Source organism: Chitinimonas sp. JJ19, assembly GCF_036961565.1.
Taxonomy (GTDB): Bacteria; Pseudomonadota; Gammaproteobacteria; order Burkholderiales; family Chitinimonadaceae; genus Chitinimonas.
This window is the reverse complement of sequence record NZ_JBAMDD010000003.1, coordinates 333,085-352,456: the sequence shown is the minus strand read 5'-3', so window position 1 is coordinate 352,456 and position 19,372 is coordinate 333,085. Positions and strand designations below refer to the sequence as shown.

Annotated in this window: 17 protein-coding genes; 15 read left to right on the top strand and 2 right to left on the bottom strand. The window is 60.2% G+C overall.

Features of this window, described 5'->3' with window-relative positions; all coding sequences use genetic code 11:
• Nucleotides 1-165 precede the first annotated feature (165 nt).
• The 13 genes from V7714_RS06010 (at nucleotide 166) to moaD (ending at nucleotide 15,317) form a co-directional block, all read left to right on the top strand.
• Nucleotides 166-1,440 carry an MFS transporter gene (locus tag V7714_RS06010; RefSeq protein WP_335708905.1) on the top strand — a complete coding sequence of 425 codons (1,275 nt, stop codon included), beginning with the start codon at nucleotides 166-168 and terminating at the stop codon, nucleotides 1,438-1,440.
• 57 nt (nucleotides 1,441-1,497) lie between these two features.
• Nucleotides 1,498-2,883: a NarK family nitrate/nitrite MFS transporter gene (locus tag V7714_RS06005; protein ID WP_335708904.1), complete on the top strand. Its 1,386-nt coding sequence runs from the start codon at nucleotides 1,498-1,500 to the stop codon at nucleotides 2,881-2,883.
• Nucleotides 2,884-3,080: 197 nt separating this feature from the next.
• Entirely contained in the window at nucleotides 3,081-6,818 is a 3,738-nt protein-coding gene (locus V7714_RS06000) for a nitrate reductase subunit alpha (RefSeq protein WP_335708903.1), read from the top strand.
• Nucleotides 6,815-8,383: a nitrate reductase subunit beta gene (gene narH / locus V7714_RS05995; protein WP_335708902.1), complete on the top strand. Its 1,569-nt coding sequence runs from the start codon at nucleotides 6,815-6,817 to the stop codon at nucleotides 8,381-8,383. Before V7714_RS06000 ends, narH begins: the two co-directional genes overlap by 4 nt.
• Nucleotides 8,384-8,456: 73 nt before the next feature.
• On the top strand, nucleotides 8,457-9,101 hold the full coding sequence (narJ, locus tag V7714_RS05990) for a nitrate reductase molybdenum cofactor assembly chaperone (RefSeq protein ID WP_335708901.1): 645 nt from the start codon (nucleotides 8,457-8,459) through the stop codon (nucleotides 9,099-9,101).
• A 19-nt stretch (nucleotides 9,102-9,120) separates the two neighbouring features.
• The gene (narI, locus tag V7714_RS05985) at nucleotides 9,121-9,804 is read left to right on the top strand and encodes a respiratory nitrate reductase subunit gamma (protein ID WP_335708900.1); all 684 of its coding nucleotides are present in this window, start codon (nucleotides 9,121-9,123) and stop codon (nucleotides 9,802-9,804) included.
• A gap of 160 nt (nucleotides 9,805-9,964) precedes the next feature.
• Nucleotides 9,965-10,711, top strand: a complete 747-nt coding sequence (locus V7714_RS05980) for a peptidylprolyl isomerase (protein WP_335708899.1) — start codon at nucleotides 9,965-9,967, stop codon at nucleotides 10,709-10,711.
• 275 nt (nucleotides 10,712-10,986) lie between these two features.
• Nucleotides 10,987-11,397: a ribonucleotide reductase subunit alpha gene (locus tag V7714_RS05975; protein WP_335708898.1), complete on the top strand. Its 411-nt coding sequence runs from the start codon at nucleotides 10,987-10,989 to the stop codon at nucleotides 11,395-11,397.
• A 297-nt stretch (nucleotides 11,398-11,694) separates the two neighbouring features.
• Nucleotides 11,695-12,693, top strand: coding sequence for a GTP 3',8-cyclase MoaA (moaA, locus tag V7714_RS05970; RefSeq protein WP_335708897.1), 999 nt, complete (start codon nucleotides 11,695-11,697; stop codon nucleotides 12,691-12,693).
• Between the two features lies 1 nt (nucleotide 12,694).
• Nucleotides 12,695-13,354 (top strand): carbonic anhydrase, encoded by a 660-nt coding sequence (locus V7714_RS05965; RefSeq protein ID WP_335708896.1) that lies wholly within the window; start codon nucleotides 12,695-12,697, stop codon nucleotides 13,352-13,354.
• Nucleotides 13,351-13,857 (top strand): molybdopterin-guanine dinucleotide biosynthesis protein B, encoded by a 507-nt coding sequence (mobB, locus tag V7714_RS05960; protein WP_335708895.1) that lies wholly within the window; start codon nucleotides 13,351-13,353, stop codon nucleotides 13,855-13,857. Before V7714_RS05965 ends, mobB begins: the two co-directional genes overlap by 4 nt.
• A complete protein-coding gene (locus V7714_RS05955; protein WP_335708894.1) occupies nucleotides 13,844-15,049 on the top strand; it encodes a molybdopterin molybdotransferase MoeA in 1,206 nt (401 codons plus the stop codon). Before mobB ends, V7714_RS05955 begins: the two co-directional genes overlap by 14 nt.
• A 10-nt stretch (nucleotides 15,050-15,059) precedes the next feature.
• Nucleotides 15,060-15,317, top strand: coding sequence for a molybdopterin converting factor subunit 1 (gene moaD, locus V7714_RS05950; RefSeq protein WP_335708893.1), 258 nt, complete (start codon nucleotides 15,060-15,062; stop codon nucleotides 15,315-15,317).
• Nucleotides 15,318-15,424: 107 nt separating this feature from the next.
• Here moaD and V7714_RS05945 read toward each other — a convergent pair whose 3' ends face one another.
• Nucleotides 15,425-15,808 carry a SirB2 family protein gene (locus V7714_RS05945; protein ID WP_335708892.1) on the bottom strand — a complete coding sequence of 128 codons (384 nt, stop codon included), beginning with the start codon at nucleotides 15,806-15,808 and terminating at the stop codon, nucleotides 15,425-15,427.
• A 103-nt stretch (nucleotides 15,809-15,911) separates the two neighbouring features.
• Here V7714_RS05945 and V7714_RS05940 point away from each other — a divergent pair, with 103 nt between their 5' ends.
• Together V7714_RS05940 and V7714_RS05935 are read left to right on the top strand one after the other, a co-directional pair.
• Complete coding sequence (locus tag V7714_RS05940) at nucleotides 15,912-17,849, top strand: type IV pili methyl-accepting chemotaxis transducer N-terminal domain-containing protein (protein WP_335708891.1); 1,938 nt, start codon at nucleotides 15,912-15,914, stop codon at nucleotides 17,847-17,849.
• A gap of 21 nt (nucleotides 17,850-17,870) precedes the next feature.
• Complete coding sequence (locus V7714_RS05935; protein ID WP_335708890.1) at nucleotides 17,871-18,536, top strand: response regulator; 666 nt, start codon at nucleotides 17,871-17,873, stop codon at nucleotides 18,534-18,536.
• Nucleotides 18,537-18,602: 66 nt separating this feature from the next.
• Here the strand turns inward: V7714_RS05935 and V7714_RS05930 are convergent, their stop codons facing one another.
• Nucleotides 18,603-19,208, bottom strand: coding sequence for a YitT family protein (locus V7714_RS05930; RefSeq protein ID WP_335708889.1), 606 nt, complete (start codon nucleotides 19,206-19,208; stop codon nucleotides 18,603-18,605).
• Nucleotides 19,209-19,372: the final 164 nt, after the last annotated feature.

Here is a 19,372-nt window from a genome sequence, read left to right as displayed (position 1 = left end):
CTGTGGCGGCAATATCGGCGCAATAAACGGAGAGCGGCGGGAGGCATCATCCAGGCGAACTAGTCAGTCTGCCCAGGCCTATCTGGTTCTATTGGCGAATGGTGGTCGGTCCCCGGCCTCTCTAAGCTGGCTCTCACGAGATATAAACGATCGTGAGAGAGCATCATGGCTAAGGACACACCCGCCGGCAACAGTCAGGCTACCTCGGTACTGCTATCCAGTACGTTTGCTTTCACCATCTGCTTTGCGGTCTGGATGATGTTTGCCGTGCTCGGCATACCCATCAAGAAGCAGTTGGACTTATCTGAAACACAGTTTGGCCTGTTGGCCGCCATGCCAGTGCTGACAGGCTCATTGGTGCGGGTGCCGCTGGGTATTTGGACTGATCGCTACGGCGGCCGCATCGTGTTGTTCATACTGATGCTGTCCACGGTGATACCCATCTGGCTGATGAGCTATGCAACTGCCTATTGGCAGTTCCTGGTCCTGGCGCTGTTTGTGGGCCTAGCTGGCGGTTCGTTCTCGGTGGGTACGCCCTATGTGGCGCGCTGGTTTCCCAAGAGCCGCCAGGGTTTTGCCATGGGGGTGTTTGGCGCGGGTAACTCCGGCTCGGCCCTGACCAAATTCGTGGCGCCTGCGCTGATTGCCTCAGCGGGTGGTGCTTGGGTGATCGTGCCCAAGGTTTACGCGGTTGCCATGCTGGTGACGGCCGTGCTGTTCTGGTTTCTCTCGGCCAGCAATCCCGCTCATCTGGTCAAGCAAACAGGCAGCTTTGGCGAGCAGCTGAAGATGCTGCGAGACCCCCGCGTCTGGCGCTATTGCCAGTACTACTCCGTGGTATTCGGTGGTTACGTGGGCCTGGCACTGTGGATGACGAAGTACTACATCGGCGAGTATGGCTTTGATCTCAAGCTGGCTGCATTGCTTGCCGCCTGTTTTTCTCTGCCTGGTGGTGTGCTGCGGGCAATCGGTGGGTGGGTGTCGGACAAATACGGTGCCTACAAGACCACCTGGTGGGTGATGTGGGTGTGCTGGATTGCCTTCTTCCTGCTCAGTTACCCGCAAACCCAATTCACCATTCTTACCGTCGATGGTCCTCGTACCTTCCATATCGGCCTGAATGCGACGCTGTTCACCGTTCTGCTGTTTGTAGTGGGTATCGCCATGGCGATAGGCAAGGCCTCGGTATTCAAGTTCATCTCGGACGAATTCCCCACCAATATCGGTGCGGTATCTGGCGTGGTCGGGCTCGCTGGCGGCCTGGGCGGATTCATCCTGCCCATCATGTTCGGCGCCTTGCTGGATCTGACCGGCATCCGCTCCAGCGCCTTCATGCTGCTGTACGGCACAGTCTGCGTCAGCCTGGTCTGGATGCACTTCAGCTTCCGCCCAGAGAGCGTCGCAGAGGGGCAGCGCGCCTTAGCTTCCCGTGTTGCGTAACCGTTCCAAAGCAATGACTTACGGATTCACTCTTTTCCTCCATCAAGGATATCTATCATGTCCAGTCACGTACTAAAGCGCTGGGAGCCTGAAAACACCAGCTTCTGGGAGCAAACCGGGGCGCGGATTGCCAACCGCAATTTGTGGATCTCCATTCCGGCACTGATGCTGGCCTTCAGCGTCTGGATGCTCTGGAGTGTGGTGGTGGTTAACCTCGACAAGGCAGGATTTCAGCTGTCCAAGAACCAGATGTTCTGGCTGACGGCACTGCCGGCCTTGTCGGGAGCAACCCTGCGGATTTTCTATTCCTTCCTGGTGCCCATCTTTGGCGGGCGCAAATGGACGGCCATCTCCACCGCCAGCCTGCTGATACCGGCACTGGGCATGGGGTTTGCATTACGCGACCCCAGCACCAGCTTCCCTACCTTACTCATCCTGGCACTGCTATGTGGCCTGGGGGGCGGCAACTTCAGCTCCAGCATGTCCAACATCAGCTTCTTCTTCCCCAAGGCCAAGAAAGGCCTGGCCACCGGCTTGAATGCTGGGATCGGCAATCTTGGTGTCTCGCTGGTGCAGTTTGTGGTGCCCGTGGTGATATCCATGGGCGTGCTGGGTGCGATGGGTGGCGAGCCACAGCAGTATGTGAAGGATGGCGTGGAAAAAAGCATCTGGTTGCAGAATGCAGGCTTTGTCTGGGTGCCTTTTATCATCGCAGCCAGCCTGGCAGCCTGGTTCGGCATGAATGACATTGCCGATGCCAAGGCGTCGTTTGCCGATCAGGCCGTGATCTTCAAGCGCAAGCACAACTGGCTGATGTGCTGGCTCTATGTCGGCACCTTTGGTTCCTTCATCGGCTTCTCTGCAGGCCTCGCCATGCTGACCAAGTCCCAATTTCCAGGCATCAACCCTACGGCCTACGCCTTTCTTGGCCCACTGGTAGGCGCCTTGGCGCGACCCTTGGGTGGTTGGGTGTCTGACAAGCTGGGCGGTGCGCGCGTCACGCTGTGGACCTTTGCCGGCATGATTGCGGCTGTCTTCGGTGTGCTGCACTACCTGCCGCAAGGCGGGCAGGGGGGCGATTTCTATGGCTTCCTGGCCATGTTCATCCTGCTGTTTGCCCTTACCGGCGTAGGCAATGGTTCTACCTTCCGCATGATTCCAGTGATTTTCCTGACCGAGCGCCAGCGCGAAGCCAAGGGGCGTGGCGAGAAAGCCGAAAAACAGGCAGTAGTGGATGCCAGCAAAGAGGCGGCTGCCGTACTGGGCTTCTCCGGCGCCATAGGGGCGTATGGCGGGTTCTTTATTCCCAAGAGCTTCGGCACGTCGATAGACCTGACCGGCGGGGTGGATGGCGCACTGTTCTGTTTTATCGCCTTCTACCTGAGCTGTATGGCAATCACCTGGTGGTATTACGCACGCAAGCAGGCGCCCATGCCTTGCTGACTCCCAAGCGCCCGTATGGGCGCTTTTTTATTTAGGGCCAGGCGGGACTAGTCCTTATGGCCTATGCGGACTAGTCCCACTGCGCTGCCTTACCCCCTCCCTCCGGTGAATGGGAAGCGCAGGCGCAAAAAACTACAGTGGCACTATCCCAATCGCAGCCCGGGCCACCTTATGGGTGACCGTCATGGAGAGCAACAATGAGTCACTTTCTGGATCGACTGAAATTCATGTCGCGCGTGAAGTCCACTTTCTCGGACGGTCATGGCGCGGTGGTGGATGAGGATCGCAAGTGGGAAGACGGCTACCGCAGCCGTTGGCAGCACGACAAGATCGTGCGTTCCACCCACGGCGTGAACTGCACCGGCTCCTGCAGCTGGAAGGTATACGTCAAGAACGGCCTGATCACCTGGGAAACCCAGCAGACCGACTACCCGCGTACCCGCCCGGACCTGCCGAATCATGAGCCCCGTGGCTGCCCTCGCGGTGCCTCATACAGCTGGTATGTGTATTCGGCTCAGCGGGTGAAGTACCCAATGATACGTGGCCGCCTGATCGAGATGTGGCGAGAAGCCCGCAAGACCATGGACCCGATCGCTGCCTGGGAGTCCATCAGCCAGAACCCCGAGAAAGCCAAGCGCTACAAGAGTGTGCGCGGGCAGGGGGGCTTTGTACGGGCCGACTGGGATACGGCCACCGAGATCATTGCGGCAGCCAATGCGCTGACCATCAAGAAGTACGGGCCTGATCGCATTGTGGGCTTCTCGCCGATTCCGGCCATGTCCATGGTGTCCTACGCTGCCGGCGCCCGTTACCTGAGCCTGCTTGGCGGCGCCTGCCTGAGCTTCTACGACTGGTACTGTGATTTGCCACCGGCCAGCCCGCAGATCTGGGGTGAGCAGACCGACGTGCCTGAGTCGGCCGACTGGTACAACTCGACCTATTTGATGGTCTGGGGCTCCAATGTGCCTATGACACGCACCCCGGATGCCCATTTCTACACCGAGGTTCGCTACAAGGGCACCAAGACCGTGGCCGTGTCGAGCGACTTTGGCGAGATGGTGAAGTTTGGTGACATTTGGCTGGCACCCAAGCAGGGTACCGATGCCGCCCTGGCCATGGCCATGGGGCATGTGATCCTCAAGGAGTTCCACCTGACAGGCAAGTCAGACTACTTCAGCAGCTACGCCAAGCAGTACACCGACATGCCTATGCTGGTGATGCTGAAAGAGCGCAATGGCTGCCTGGTGCCGGATCACTTCCTGCGTGCTGCCCATCTGGCGGGCAATCATGGCGAGGCAAACAATCCAGAGTGGAAAACACTGCAGATCGATGCACGTACCGGCGATGTCGTGGTGCCTAATGGCACCATCGGGTTCCGCTGGGGCGAGGGCAAGGTCAATGATGGCGAAAAGGTGGGCCGATGGAATCTGGAGCAGAAGGATGGTGGTAGTGGCCGCGAGGTCGATCCGCTGCTTAGCCTGATAGATCAGCGCGATGACGTAGCAGGCGTGGGCTTCCCCTATTTTGGTGGGGAGCACGATGAGCTGCTGGTGCGCAATGTGCCGATCAAGCGCATCACCCTGGCCGATGGCACAACCGTGCCTGTGGCTACCGTGTATGACCTGCAGATGGCCAACTACGGCGTAGACCGTGGCCTGGGTGGCGGCAATGTCGCTACCAGCTTTGATGATGACGTGCCCTATACCCCGGCTTGGCAAGAGAAACACACCACGGTGCGGCGCGAACTGGTGATCCAGGTTGCGCGTGAGTTCGCCCAGAATGCCCACGACACCCATGGCAAGAGCATGGTCATCGTCGGCGCAGCGCTGAACCATTGGTACCACATGGACATGACCTATCGCGGCATCATCAATATGCTGATGATGTGCGGCTGCGTGGGCCAGAGTGGTGGTGGCTGGGCCCATTATGTGGGCCAGGAAAAACTGCGGCCCCAGTTTGGCTGGGCACCACTGGCTTTTGCCAGCGACTGGCAGCGCCCGCCACGGCAGATGAACGGCACCAGCTTCTTCTATGCCCACACCAGCCAGTGGCGCCACGAAAAACTGCACGTGGACGAGATACTCGCCCCCACGGCGGATCGTGCCAAGTATGGCCGCATGAGCATGATAGACCTGAACGCCAAATCCGAGCGCCTGGGCTGGCTGCCGTCGACGCCGCAGCTGCAAACCAACCCGCTGGATGTGGTGTCCGCCGCCGAGGCGGCTGGTCAGGATCCGGTGGCATATGCCGCCGCACAGCTCAAGTCGGGCAGTTTGCACATGAGCTGTGAAGACCCGGATAACCCAGCCAACTTCCCCCGCAACATGTTTGTCTGGCGCTCCAATATTCTGGGCTCCAGCGGCAAGGGCCATGAGTACTTCCTCAAGTACCTGCTGGGTACCCAGAATGCGCTGTTTGCCGACGAGGCCGACGCCATCAGGCCGTCCGAAGTGAAATTCCACGAGCAGGCTGCAGAAGGGAAGCTGGATCTGCTGACCGTGCTGGACTTCCGTATGAGTACCACCTGCCTGTATGGCGACATCGTGCTGCCTACCGCTACCTGGTACGAAAAGGACGACCTCAATACCTCGGACATGCACCCCTTCATCCACCCCCTCAGCGAGGCCGTACAGCCGCTATGGGAGAGCAAGACGGATTGGGAAATCTACAAGTTGCTGGCCAAGAAGTTCAGTGACATCGGCGGGCCGTATCTCGGTACGCGCAAGGACATCGTGCTGACACCGCTGATGCATGATACCCCGGGCGAACTGGGCCAGCCGCTGGAGCCCAAGGACTGGAAGCATGGAGAGTGCGACCTGATACCAGGCAAGACGGCGCCCAATATGACCGTGGTGGAACGCAACTACGCCGATATCTACAAGAAGTTTACGTCCATTGGCCCCTTGCTCGACAAGCTGGGTAATGGCGGCAAAGGCATCAACTGGGACACCAAGCATGAAGTGCACGAGATTGCCGGCCTGACCAGAACGGTGACTGAGCCTGGCGTGAGCCAGGGGCGGCCACGCTTGGACAGCGCGATTGATGCTGCCGAGATGATCCTGACCTTTGCGCCTGAGACCAATGGCCATGTATCGGTCAAGGCCTGGGACGCCCTGAGCAAGATCACCGGTCGAGATCATACCCACCTGGCAGTAGGTCGCGAGCACGACAAGATACGGTTCCGTGATGTACAGGCGCAGCCACGCAAGATCATCTCTGCACCGACCTGGTCGGGTCTGGAGAGTGAAGAAGTCAGCTACAACGCAGGCTACACCAATGTGCATGAGCTGATTCCCTGGCGCACGCTGACGGGCCGGCAGCAGTTCTATCAGGATCACCGCTGGATGCTGGACTTCGGCGAGGGCTCCTGCGTGTACAAGCCGGCCATCGACACCAAGACCGTCAAACCCATGCTGGGACGCCATTCGAATGGTGAGTACGAGCTGGTGCTGAACTGGATTACGCCACACCAGAAGTGGGGCATACACAGCACCTATTCGGACAATCTACGCATGCTGACGCTGAGCCGTGGCGGCCCACACGTCTGGATATCGGAGGCCGAAGCCAAGCAGGCTGGCATCGTCGATAACGACTGGGTGGAGGTCTTCAACGTCAACGGTACGCTGACAGCACGCGTGGTGGTGAGCCAGCGCGTACCGCAGGGCATGTGCCTGATGTACCACGCCCAGGAAAAGATCGTGAACGTACCCGGCGCAGAAACCAGCGGCAAGCGTGGTGGTATCCACAACTCGGTTACCCGTACGGTGCTCAAGCCTACTCACATGATAGGTGGCTATGCCCAGCAGGCTTATGGCTTCAACTACTACGGCACGGTAGGTAGCAATCGCGATGAGTTTGTCGTGCTGCGCAAGATGAAGAAAGTGGAGTGGCTGGAAGGGCCGCGCGTCGAGGACGAAGAAGGAGTCGCCAAATGAAAATCCGCGCCCAAGTCGGCATGGTGTTGAATCTCGATAAATGCATCGGGTGCCATACCTGCTCCGTCACCTGTAAGAATGTCTGGACCAGCCGCGACGGGGTGGAGTACGCCTGGTTCAATAATGTGGAAACCAAGCCTGGCATCGGCTACCCCAAGGAATGGGAAAACCAGGCGAAGTGGAATGGCGGCTGGAAGCGCAATGCCGCAGGCAAGCTGGAGCCTCGTCAGGGGGGCAAGCTCAAGATATTGGCCAATCTGTTCGCCAACCCTAATCTGCCGGCGATAGATGACTACTACGAGCCCTTCACCTATGACTACGAGCACCTGCAAAAAGCCCCGCTGAGCCAGACGCCCCCGACCGCAAGACCGGTGTCCGTCATCACCGGTAAGAAGATGGACAAGATACAGTGGGGTCCGAACTGGGAGGATGACCTGGGCGGTGAGTTCAGCTCGCGCTCCAGGGACCAGTTGTTCGAAGGCTTGCAGAAGGAGATGTACTCGACTTTCGAGAGCACCTTCATGATGTATCTGCCACGCTTGTGCGAACACTGCCTGAATCCCACCTGCGTGGCATCGTGCCCATCTGGCTCGATCTACAAGCGTGAGGATGATGGCATTGTGCTGGTGGACCAGGACAAGTGCCGGGGCTGGCGCATGTGCATCTCGGGTTGTCCGTACAAGAAGATCTATTACAACTGGCAGAGTGGCAAGGCAGAGAAATGCACTTTCTGTTTCCCACGTATCGAGGCCGGCCAGCCCACAGTCTGCTCGGAAACCTGCGTAGGCCGCATCCGCTATCTGGGCGTGCTGCTGTACGACGCTGATCTGATTGAACAGGCGGCCTCCACGCCCAATGAGCAGGATCTGTACGAGGAACAGCTCAAGGTCTTCCTGGACCCTCACTCACCTGCCGTGATTGCCGAAGCCCGCAAGCAGGGTATACCGGAAAGCTGGCTCGAAGCAGCTCGCAAATCGCCGGTCTACAAGATGGCGTGCGAGTGGAAAGTGGCCTTCCCCCTGCATCCCGAGTACCGCACGCTGCCCATGGTTTGGTACATCCCGCCACTGTCGCCCATACAAAGCGCGGCAGAGGCCGGCAGGATGCCGCACAAGACGCTGGGCGACAGCATCATTCCAGACGTGAAGAGCTTGCGCATACCTGTACGTTACCTGGCCAATCTGCTGACTGCGGGCAAGGAAAAGCCCATCGTGACGGCGCTAGACCGCATGATCGCCATGCGTGCCTACAAGCGCGGCGAGGTGGTGCATGGCAAGCAGGAGATCAGCCTGTTGCAGCAAGTGGGGTTGGATGCAGCCACGGTGGAGGACATGTATCAAATCATGGCCATCGCCAACTACGAAGATCGCTTTGTGATTCCCACCAGCCACAAGGAAATGGTCGAAGACAGCTTCAACGATAAAGGTAGCTGTGGCTTTACATTCGGCAATGGCTGCTCTGGCGGCACCTCGGAAGGCTCGCTGTTTGGCAAGAAACCGCAGGGTAGCGTGATCTTCGTCGAGATGCCCAAGTCGCGCAAAAAGCCTGTGACAACGGAGGAGTAAACGACAGGGGAGGCGTCGCAGCCTTCCGGGACGTTGTGCTGCGACACCATCCCCCGCGTTTCAGGAGTACACCATGAGCCTATACCGCATTCTTTCCGCCCTGCTTACTTACCCTGAGCAGGATCTTATCGACGCCCTGATGGAAATCGACGACGCGCTGGATGCGTACCCCGATGCCCAGGAAACACTGGCCGAACTGACGGACTTCTTCAAGCAGCATGATCTGATCGCGTTGCAGGAAAACTATGTCGCCACCTTTGACCGCAACCCTGCGCACTCGCTGCACCTGTTTGAGCATGTGCATGGCGAGAGCCGCGACCGTGGCCAGGCCATGGTCGACCTGCTGCACGAGTATCAGCAGCACGGCTTTGAGCCCGATGCGGCCGAACTGCCCGACCATGTGCCGTTGTTCCTGGAGTATCTGAGCCTGGTAAGCCCGGCGCAGGCTGAAACCCTGCTGGGTGATGCGATACATGTGCTGGCCGCCATAGGTCGTCGCCTGGGTCGTAACGAAAGCCCCTATGCCGCTGTCTTTGCGGTGCTCTGCACCCTGACTGATGTGGTGCCGCTGGAGCAGACCGACCCGCCAGTGCGGGACATGGACGAGGCCATGGAAACCTTTGGTCCTGGCGTAGACGGTGTCGAGCCACTACTCAAGCCCACATTGAGCGGCACCCACACCGTGCAGTTCTACCCGCGCGCGGCAAGCGCACATTGAATCCACCGGGAGCACCATCATGAGCTACCTGCACCAATTCGTATTTGGCATCTACCCTTACATTGCTTTCGCCATCTTTATCTTGGGTAGTCTGGCCCGCTTCGAGCGAGAGCAATACACCTGGAAGAGCGACAGCTCACAGGTGCTGCATCGCGGCAACCTGCGGCTGGGCAATATCCTGTTTCATCTGGGCATCATCGGTCTGTTCTTTGGTCATCTGGTCGGTCTGCTGACGCCGGTGGCAGTGTGGGACGCCCTGGGCGTGACGCATAGCTTCAAGCAGGCATTCGCCATGGCGGCTGGGGGTGTCATGGGTGGCCTGTGCCTGTTGGGCCTGCTCATACTGTTGCACCGCCGCCTGAGCGATCCACGCATCCGTGCCGTCACCAAGCCGGGTGACAAGGTGCTGCTGCTCTGGATACTGATCACCCTGCTGCTGGGTTTGTCCACCATCTTCGTGTCGGCCCAGCATATGGATGGCCATGAGATGGTCTTGCTGATGACCTGGGCGCAGCACATTGTGACCTTCAAGGGCGACGCTGCGGCCTTTATTGTCGGTGCCCATCTCTTGTTCAAGCTGCATTTGTTCATGGGCATGACCTTGTTCGTGATCTTCCCCTTCACCCGGCTGGTGCATGTCTGGAGCGGCTTTGCCTCGGTTACCTACCTGGGCCGTGCCTGGCAGCTGGTTCGCCCACGCTGATCGCCTGTTTGGCGCTGCCGACAATACCCAGCGGAGTGATTCCGGCTAGGCATGTAAGCGTGGGTGCGGCAAGTTTGCACAACAACGCCTACAGGGTTTGTTAGTGGCGCCTAGCTTGCGCTCGGCCTGGCTGGGCGCCTTACCGTACCAGGAGGTTAATATGGCTGTTGTGGTGAATGGCGTAGAACTGAGTGACGCCGATATGGAACAGGAACTGCCGCTGCACGCCGATGCCCCCAATCCCATGCAGCGTGCCATGACGGCACTGGTGTTGCGGCGTGTGTTGCTGGATGAGGCCGGGCGATTGGGCTTGCCGTCTGCCGATGAGGAGGCTGCCATCAATGCACTACTGGCAGCCGAGGTGCAAGTGCCTACTCCGGATGAGGACAGTTGCCGTCGGCACTACCAGCAATACCCCCAGCGCTTTACCGTGGGTGAACTGGTCGAGGTCGATCATATCCTCTTTCAAGTCACGCCCAGAGTGCCGCTGGAGGCATTGCGTGGCCTGGGGGAGCAGACGCTGGCCGAATTGCTGGCCGATCCGACTTTGTTTGCGGAGCGTGCCCGTACCTTGTCCAATTGCCCCTCGGGTGAGGTGGGTGGCAACCTCGGGCAGCTGAGCCGTGGCGACACGGTGCCTGAATTCGAGCGTGTGGTTTTTGCCATGTCGCCGGGCACCATCCTGCCCCGCCTGCTGGAAACCCGCTTTGGCTTGCATATCGTGCGTGTGGCGCGACGGGTGGAGGGGCGTTTGCTGCCCTATGAGCAGGTTGCCGACCAGATTGCCGCCGCCCTGCATACTGCCAGCCAGGACGCCGCCTGGCGCCAATACCTGCAACTGCTGGTCGGCCGCGCCCGGATAGAAGGCATTACGCTGGAAGGCGCAGACAGCCCGCTGGTGCAATAAGCACCACTGACAAAACGCTTCTGGCCTGGTTGTGGGCGCTTGCCGTACCAAGCTACTGTCTGCTGCGCGTGCCATCGCTCGCACGCCTGGCCAGAACCGCTACGCTGGGTTTTGTTGGCGGCGCTTAGCGCCGCTTACAAAACCCTTTCGATATAGTTGTGCCGGCTCGCCATGCCCAGTTGCTGCCTGTTGCGGTCACCTGCGCAGCGCCGCTACGCGAGGTCTTGTTGGCGGCAACGGGTGCCACGAAGATCACACCATCCAGGAAATTTGATATGTCCCTGCCCATCAACTCGTTCTCGGACTTTCTCCTTGCTGCCAGGCAGCAGGATCAACCGCAGCGCCTGCTGTTCGTCTTTGCTCGAGCTGAGTTGCCGGAGCAGGCCAGCCAGGAAGAGCGCGCCCGCTTTGAGGCGGGGCAGGGTGGTGCGCTGGCACCATTGATGTGTGTCGACAAGCTGCCCGAGGAAATCGGCGACTTTGTCCAGTTGCGTACTGAGTCTGAACACATGGGGCAGTCGTGGCAGCTATTATTTGCCGCCAGCCTGGCAGGGCGTGGTGGTAAGGCGCCAGGCAGCGCCGAGGCCGAGCCCCATCTGAATCGCATGATAGAGGCAATCAAACAGGGCAGGGTGCAGCATCTGCTGGCGTTTGACCGAGAAGGCGATCCGCAACGCCTGTTCTGACCGCTGCCCAGGCAGCCGTCCGGTGCTGGTCTGCCGCCGGCCAGCCTTGGCCCTGCTGTTTGAATAGGCGGCTCGTGCGGCTGCATTGGCTTGCGTCGCCACTGGCCTATCGATACCTGATTGCCGGTGCGCACTACCAGCCGGCTAGGTCGGCCTCGTCTGCTGCCAGTTCCTCTCAGCCGGGTGGCCGGGTATCTGCCAGGTAAGTGCTTCGCCAGAATGACTAGTCCCAACAGCGAATAGCGGCACCGCGCGAGGCTGCGCACAATGGTGACTAGACTCCCTCGGGCTGTTGCCATGAATACTCCCACTGCCGCACCCGTATTGATCGACCCCTACCATCGCCGCATCGACTACCTGCGCGTATCGGTGACAGATCGGTGTGATCTGCGCTGTACCTACTGTCTGCCCAAGGGCTTCAAGGGCTTTGAGGAGCCTGCCAACTGGCTGACTCACCAAGAGATGAGCCGGTTGGTGGGCCTGTTCGTGCAGTTGGGGGTGCGCAAGGTGAGGCTGACTGGTGGTGAGCCCTTGTTGCGTCGCGGGATTGCCACCTTGGCCGGGCAGATCGCCGGCCTGCCCGGCCTGCAGGATCTGTCACTGTCCAGCAATGGCACGCAACTGGCCCAGCATGCAACCGCCTTGCGTGCGGCGGGTGTACGGCGTTTGAACATCAGCCTCGATACCCTGGACGAAAGCTGTTTTGCCAGAATAACCGGGCGCGACTGCCTGGCGGATGTGCTGCAGGGCCTGTCTGTGGCCAAGGCGGCCGGCTTTGCGCCGATCAAGCTCAATATGGTGGTGCAGGCCGGGGTGAATGAAGCTGAGGTGGAGCGCATGGTGGATTTCTCCATTGCGCACGGTTTTATCCTGCGCCTGATCGAAGCCATGCCCATAGGCGACACCGGCAGACAAACTGGTGTGGTGGACCTGACTTCGTTGGGGCTGCGGCTGGCAGATCGCTTTGGCCTGATACCCGAGGTTAAAGGCCAGGGGGCGGGACCTGCGCGTTATTGGACAACCGCCGATGGCGAGATGAGCCTGGGTGTCATTACACCCATGTCGCAGCATTTTTGTGCCGCATGTAACCGCGTCCGCCTTGGGGTGGATGGCACGCTGTATCTTTGCCTGGGCCAGGAAGACAAGGTGGCACTGGGACAGCAGTTGCGTGCGGGTGCCAGCGATGCGGAGTTGAGGGCTGCCATCGTGTCGGCCATCGCCGTCAAGCCAGAGCGGCATGAGTTCACCACTCAGCCCACCAAAATTGTTCGTTTCATGTCCCAGACTGGGGGCTGAGATGCATGACCTTGAACGCTTCATTGATGGTTTTCAGCGTTTCCAGCTGCATTACTTCGAGCATACGCCAGCCCTGTACCGCGACCTGCGCGAGGGTCAGCACCCCAATACCCTGCTGATAGGCTGCTGTGATTCCCGGGTTGATCCAGCCTTGCTGCTGGGGTGCGACCCCGGCGATATCTTTACCGTGCGCAATGTCGCCAACCTGGTGCCGCCCTGTAACCATGGCCTGAGCCACCAAGGAGTGGCGGCCGCCATCCAGTTCGCCGTAGATCAACTGCGGGTGGCACGCATCATCGTCCTGGGCCATGCCCAGTGTGGCGGCATCCGCGCCCTGGTGGAGCAACGCTTCCCGGTCGATGGCGAGACCGACTTTATCGGCCGCTGGGTGCGTATTGCCGAGCCGGCCCGAGCCAGGGTGGCGCAGCAGCTACCCATGGCGACCGCAGCCGAACGGCAACGGGCGTGCGAGCTGGCGGCCATCCTGATTTCGCTGCGGAATCTTGAATCCTTCCCTTGGGTGCAGCAGCGGCTGGCTCAGGGTGATATCACCCTGCATGGCTGGTATTTCGATCTGGATGCGGGCGCGTTGCTGGCCTACTCACCGCGTGCTGATGCCTTTTTGCCGCTGGTATGCCCACTGGTTCCGGAGGATGCATGAGTCGGGTATTTGGCCTGATAGGCCGCTCCGGCAGCGGCAAGACCAGCCTGATCGAAGCCATGCTACCGTGCTTCGCGGCACAGGGCTTGCGCGTCAATGTCATCAAGCACAGTCATCATGATGTGCAACTGGAGCCGCCCAGCAAGGACAGCGCCCGCTTTCGCTCAGCGGGTGCTGCCGAGGTGCTGCTGGCCACGCCCTATCGCTTCGCTATTTTCCACGAGTTGCATGATGCGCCGGAGCCCGATCTGGACGCCCAGCTGGCGCGGCTGGCTCCCGCTGATCTGACCTTGGTCGAGGGATACAAGCGGTTTGCCATACCGCGGCTGGAGGTCTACAGGCCGGCACTGGGCCTGGCACCCCTCTATCCGGAGGTGCCTGAGTTATTGGCGATTGCCAGCGACCAAGCACTAGACACGGCCTTGCCCGTACTCGATCTCAACCAGCCCACCCGCATCGCGGCGTTTATTCTGGAAAGTCTGCAATCTCATGCACAGCCTTGAGGACATACAACACTTCCTGGCCAGCCATCCGGTGGCTATCCCAGATAGCGAGCAGGTGCCCCTGCATCTGGCGGCTGGTCGCGTCAGCACCCAGACCATTAAGGCGATGCATGAATTGCCGGACTTTGACACTAGCGCCATGGACGGCTACGCCATTGCCATGCGCCCCGAGCAAGCTCTGGGGCCATTTCGCCTGGTGGGGTATGCGGCGGCGGGTGCTGGCGAGCGGCTGCAGATTGCCGCCGGTGAGTCGGTACGGGTTCTGACGGGGGCGCCATTGCCCTTGGGTTGCCAGGGGGTGGTGCCCCAGGAGCAGGTGAAAGTGGAAGGAGACCAAGTGCACCTGGCCTCGCCGCTGTGTTATGGCGCACATATGCGCCTGCGGGGCAGCGAGCTGAGCGCCGGTAGCGTACTGCTGTATCGCGGTGAACGACTGCGTCCCTTGCAGGTGGGGCTGCTGGCCACGCAGGGGCATGCGGTGCTTGAGGTGTATCGCCGACCGGTAGTCGGCGTACTGTCTACCGGCAGCGAGTTGCAGGCATTGGGGCAGCCTTTGGCGGCGGGCCAGATATACGACGCCAACCGGCCACAGCTGTTGGCGCTTGCCGCCAGAGCCGGTGCCGAGGTACTCGATCTCGGCTGGGTGCCTGATGACCTGAACGTGACCAGAGAGCGGCTGCAGGCTGCGGCCGGACAGTGCGACATCATAGTCAGCTCGGGCGGCGCGTCTGTCGGTGAGGCAGATCATGTGCGCACGGCGGTAGAGGCGTTGGGCGCCATCAGCCATTGGCAGGTTGCCATCAAGCCCGGCAAGCCGTTTGCCTTTGGGCATGTCCAGGGTAAGCCTTTTCTGGGACTGCCAGGCAATCCGGTGGCGGCGGCCATCACCTTTCTGCTGCTGGCTCGCCCCTTCATCCAGCGGGCCTGTGGCGAGAACATGCGTAGCCGTTTGCCCTGCTACCTGCCCCTGGCGGAGTCGGTGGAAAACATGGCATCACGCCGGCAATTCTTGCGTGCCAGGTTGCTGGAGCAGGAAGGGCAACGCTGTGTCCAGGCCTATGAGCAACAAGGTTCGGCGGCGCTGGTTTCGCTGGCAGAGGCGGATGTGTTACTGGAAATTCCTGAACGTACCCGGCTGGATGCAGGCATGCGCGTACGTTGTCACCACCTGTTCGAGCTGGCGTATGCCTGACGGCCCCATCATGACCATACAACTACTGTACTTTGCCCGTTTGCGCGAGGTCTTGGGCTGCGAGAGCGAACAGCTGGCCGCACCAGCTACGCCATGGGATGTAGCTGGCCTGCTGGCACACCTGCGCAGCCGTGGTGGTGTCTGGGCGGATGAGCTGGCGGTAGGCAAGGTGTTCAGGGTGGCAGTCAATCAGGAGCTTGCCAGCCAGGGAGCCCCCATACCACCTGGCGCCGAAGTGGCGATTTTTCCGCCGGTAACGGGTGGGTGAGCGGTCGGTATATTCATGCCGCCAAGCCCAGCGAGCCGCGACGAGGCGAAAGACTTTGCATGGGCTCTTGGAATACCCCATCCACGGCTTGATCCCATAAAGGGTTCTCAGGCTAACCCCAGCCACGGGCTGCGGATACGGGCAACGGCCAGGATATACGCGACACAGGCCAGCGCTGCCAGCAACCAGCACACCCTGCGTGTCCTATCCTGCTCAGGCCGCAGTGCCATCTTGCCGGTGGCGATGTAGGCCAGCAGGGCGATCACCTTGGCCGTCAGCCAATGCTGCTGAAACGGATATTGGCCGCTCAACCAGGCCAGACTGATGGCGGCCGACAGCAACACGGTATCATTGACATGGGGCAGCCAGCGCAATGTAGGTACCTGGCGCCAATTGCGACCAGCCAGGGCCAGGCCGCCGCGCAGCATGAACAGACCCACGCTAAGGAAGGCCGCCGTAGTATGGAGATGGCGCAGGGTGAGATAACTCATGGTGTCTTGATATACCGTGTGTTGGAATAGTTAGTCTGCCCGAGCAGACTGGGAAACAGAATAGCGCAGGGCAGTTCAGCATGCCTTGAACGGGATCAAGTCGATGAACAGACCGGATGCACAGATAGCCGACTCGGTAGATCAGCCCGCCCTGCGGGACAGGCTGTCGACGCGTATTGTGGCCAGCGCCCTGCTGGCGCTGCTGGTGGTATTGAGCATGATAGGCTGGACCTTATGGCTTTCCTGGCAGCTTGAAGGGGCGGGGGCTGCAATCAATGATGCCGGCAGTTTGCGCATGCGCGCCAACCGGGTAGGTATCGAGCTGTTGCAGGCCAGCGATGCCAGGCCGGCACAATGGCATGCCGAGTTGCAGGCCCAGCGAGATACGCTCTCCCGCCTGCAGCGTGGGGTGCCGTCCCGCCCGCTGTTTCTGCCGAATGACGCGGCAATTCGGGCGCAGATGCAACTGGTGGAACGTACCTGGATGACTCAGTTGCAGCCGGCTGCCGAGTCTACCCTGCAAGGTCGTGACCACACGGCCTATTTGCGCGCCTTGCCTGTCTTCGTGCAAGAGGCCGACCACCTGGTACAGATGATAGAAACGGACAATGCCGGCAAGACCACATTGCTGCGCATGTCCCAGGCCGTCTTGCTGGGTATCGCCTGCGTTGGCACGCTGACACTGATCTACCTGCTGTATCTATGGATTATCTCGCCGGTGCTGCATCTGCAGGAGGGTCTGCGCCGCATGACGGCGCGGGAGTTCGGGGTGAGGCTGCCAGTGGAAAGTCGAGACGAGTTTGGCGTGCTGGCCTATGGCTTCAACCGCATGGCAGATGAATTGGAAGGCTTGTACCGCGAGCTGGAAGACCGGGTGCAGCAAAAAACGGCACAGCTGGCCAACCAGAATCGCGAGCTTGGCGCGCTCTATGACATGGCCGCCTTTCTGAACCAGCCTACAGACATTGATACCCTTTGCCATGGCTTTTTGCAGCGGGTAATGCAACAGTTCAATGCCGATGGCGGCAGCATTCGCGTTATCGACCCCATGGGCGAGAAGCTGCACATGGTGGTCTCCGAAGGCCTGTCCGAGGCACTGGAGGAGACAGAACACTGCATGAAGGTGGATGCCTGTTTCTGTGGCGAGGCCACCAAGCAGGGCGTGGTTGTGATACGCGACTTCCGCAAGCTACCCCAGCCGGAGGCGTTCCATTGCGCCAAGGATGGCTTTAAGGGGCTGGCTGTGTTCCGGGTGGTGACGCGTGACGAAGTGCTGGGCTCCTTCTCACTGCATTTTCGCAATACCCACGAGGTGCCGGCAGCCGAGGCGCAGTTGCTTGAGACCTTGGGGCAGCACCTGGGGGTGGCGCTCGATAATCGCCGTCTCAGCGCCAAGGCCCGCCAGTTGGCGGTGGCGGAGGAGCGCAACCTGGTTGCGCAGGGCCTGCACGATAGTATTGCGCAGGGCCTGAACTTCCTGAATCTGCAGCTGCAGATGCTGGACTCAGCGTTGGGCCGGGAAGACCTCAAGGAGGTGCGAGAAATTGTGCCTTTGCTAAGGACGGGCGTCGATGAGAGCTATCAGGACGTGCGCGAGCTGCTGCTCAACTTCCGCAGCAAGCTGGGTCAGGGCGCCTTGTTGGCTGCCGTGGAAGATACCATTGCCCGCTTTCGCAGGCAGACCGGCATGGCAGTACTGTTGCAGGTAGACGAGTTGGAGGGCGCGCCGTTGCCGCCGGAACAGCAGTTGCAGGTGCTGTTCATCTTGCAGGAGGCGCTGTCGAACATACGCAAGCACGCGCAGGCCAGCCAGGCGACGGTCGAAATCAACAACCGGCGGGATTTCGAGATGGTGATACGCGACAATGGGCGCGGCTATGAGCCCGCTGAAGTGGCAGAGCGTGGCGAGCGCCACGTAGGTCTGCATATCATGCAAGAGCGCGCCAAGCGCCTGAATGCCTCCTTGGTATTGGATGCCCGCCCTGGGGCAGGGGTCAGTGTCAAGCTGGTTTTGCCGCAGACTGCCCGCCAGGCAGCCTGATTTCATACACTTGGATAGACCATGACCATTCGTATTTTGCTGGTAGATGACCACAGCTTGTTTCGTTCTGGCGTACGCCAGCTCTTGCAACGCGAAGCTGATCTGGAGGTGGTGGCTGAAGCCGCAGACGGCATAGAAGGCATCAAGCGCGCCAAGGAGTTCCATCCTGATGTGATTCTGCTTGACCTGAACATGCCGGGCTTGTCCGGGCTGGAGACACTACAGTTGCTGGTGCAGGATGTACCGACGGCTGCCATCATCATCCTGACGGTGTCGGAAGAGGCTGATGAGCTGGGTCAGGCATTGCGCGATGGTGCGCGAGGGTATCTGATCAAGAATATCGAGGCGGAGGCGCTGACAACCGCCATACGCAAGGCTCATCGTGGCGAGCCGGTCATCGCCGACAGCATGACCGCCAAGCTGGTGGCGCAATTCAGGGCACAGTCGGTGCCGGTTGCGGCGCCTCTGCCTGCCGAACGGGATAAGCTGACAACTCGGGAGCGTGAGATAGTCCAGTGCCTGGCGCGTGGCGAAAGTAACAAGCAGATCGCCCGCCACCTTGATGTGGCCGAGAGTACGGTCAAGATCCATGTGCAGAACATATTGAAGAAACTCAATCTGACCAGCAGGGTGCAGGTGGCGGTCTATGCCGTGGAGCACGGGATCAGCGACATGGCGGCGCCTTGAGGGGCTGGCAATCGTCTCGATTATCCGCCCCCTTGCGCGTCCGGCCGGCAGGTCTTCCACCAACGCCTACATGCCGATGTAGCGCCCAGGTCGGTGATTGATCGCAATCACCATATTCATGGCCATGGCGCCCAGGATAGACAGCAGCACACCGGCTGCCGGCAATGCCAGCAGGGCACCCAGCAATATCAGGCAGTCGGCAGCCATCTGAAGCTTGCCGGCCCGCCAGCCATGACGCTCCTGCAGGTAAAGCGCCAGCACGCCCAGCCCACCCAGGCTGGCCCGGTGCCGTATCAGCATCAACAGTCCCGTACCTGCCAACAAGCCAGCCAGCACCGCCGAGAAGGCTGTGTTCAAGTGATCAAGATGTATCAGGCTGGGCAGCCATTCGCTGTAGAACGAAAGCAGGCTGACTGCGGCAAAGGTCTTGAGGGTAAATACCCACCCCAGGGCTCGCCAGGCAAACAGGTAAAAGGGCAGGTTGAGCGCAAAGAACACCAGGCCGAAGGGCTGGCCGCTCAAGTAGTGGCCCAGGAAAGCCAGCCCCGCCGTGCCGCCCGTCAACAGGCTGGATTGACGCAGCAGCAATACCGACAAGGCCACCAACAAGGTGCCTATCAGCAGGGCTTGTACATCCTCAAGCAGGGAGTGTCGTTCTACTGGGTCGGTCATGTTTCAGTGATGCCTGGCTTGTGCGTTGCGTGGGCTTTCAGTGGGTTTGGGGCTGTTGAGAACTGCATTATGGCCCTCTAGCCCGGCGCGTTTGCGGGTAGTACGCAGACCCTTGATGGAGATCAAGCTGGTCCCGCCGACGCCCACTTGCTTGCCCAAGGTCA

Excerpts from the sequence above, each read along its gene's own strand:
- V7714_RS05955 (WP_335708894.1), top strand. The coding sequence starts at position 13,844 with ATGCACAGCCTTGAGGACATACAACACTTCCTGGCCAGCCATCCGGTG.
- V7714_RS06005 (WP_335708904.1), top strand. The coding sequence starts at position 1,498 with ATGTCCAGTCACGTACTAAAGCGCTGGGAGCCTGAAAACACCAGCTTC.
- mobB (WP_335708895.1), top strand. The coding sequence starts at position 13,351 with ATGAGTCGGGTATTTGGCCTGATAGGCCGCTCCGGCAGCGGCAAGACC.
- narH (WP_335708902.1), top strand. The coding sequence starts at position 6,815 with ATGAAAATCCGCGCCCAAGTCGGCATGGTGTTGAATCTCGATAAATGC.
- V7714_RS05940 (WP_335708891.1), top strand. The coding sequence starts at position 15,912 with ATGAACAGACCGGATGCACAGATAGCCGACTCGGTAGATCAGCCCGCC.
- moaD (WP_335708893.1), top strand. The coding sequence starts at position 15,060 with ATGACCATACAACTACTGTACTTTGCCCGTTTGCGCGAGGTCTTGGGC.
- narJ (WP_335708901.1), top strand. The coding sequence starts at position 8,457 with ATGAGCCTATACCGCATTCTTTCCGCCCTGCTTACTTACCCTGAGCAG.
- V7714_RS05935 (WP_335708890.1), top strand. The coding sequence starts at position 17,871 with ATGACCATTCGTATTTTGCTGGTAGATGACCACAGCTTGTTTCGTTCT.
- V7714_RS05945 (WP_335708892.1), bottom strand. The coding sequence starts at position 15,808 with ATGAGTTATCTCACCCTGCGCCATCTCCATACTACGGCGGCCTTCCTT.
- V7714_RS05965 (WP_335708896.1), top strand. The coding sequence starts at position 12,695 with ATGCATGACCTTGAACGCTTCATTGATGGTTTTCAGCGTTTCCAGCTG.
- narI (WP_335708900.1), top strand. The coding sequence starts at position 9,121 with ATGAGCTACCTGCACCAATTCGTATTTGGCATCTACCCTTACATTGCT.
- V7714_RS06010 (WP_335708905.1), top strand. The coding sequence starts at position 166 with ATGGCTAAGGACACACCCGCCGGCAACAGTCAGGCTACCTCGGTACTG.
- V7714_RS05980 (WP_335708899.1), top strand. The coding sequence starts at position 9,965 with ATGGCTGTTGTGGTGAATGGCGTAGAACTGAGTGACGCCGATATGGAA.
- V7714_RS05975 (WP_335708898.1), top strand. The coding sequence starts at position 10,987 with ATGTCCCTGCCCATCAACTCGTTCTCGGACTTTCTCCTTGCTGCCAGG.
- moaA (WP_335708897.1), top strand. The coding sequence starts at position 11,695 with ATGAATACTCCCACTGCCGCACCCGTATTGATCGACCCCTACCATCGC.
- V7714_RS05930 (WP_335708889.1), bottom strand. The coding sequence starts at position 19,208 with ATGACCGACCCAGTAGAACGACACTCCCTGCTTGAGGATGTACAAGCC.
- V7714_RS06000 (WP_335708903.1), top strand. The coding sequence starts at position 3,081 with ATGAGTCACTTTCTGGATCGACTGAAATTCATGTCGCGCGTGAAGTCC.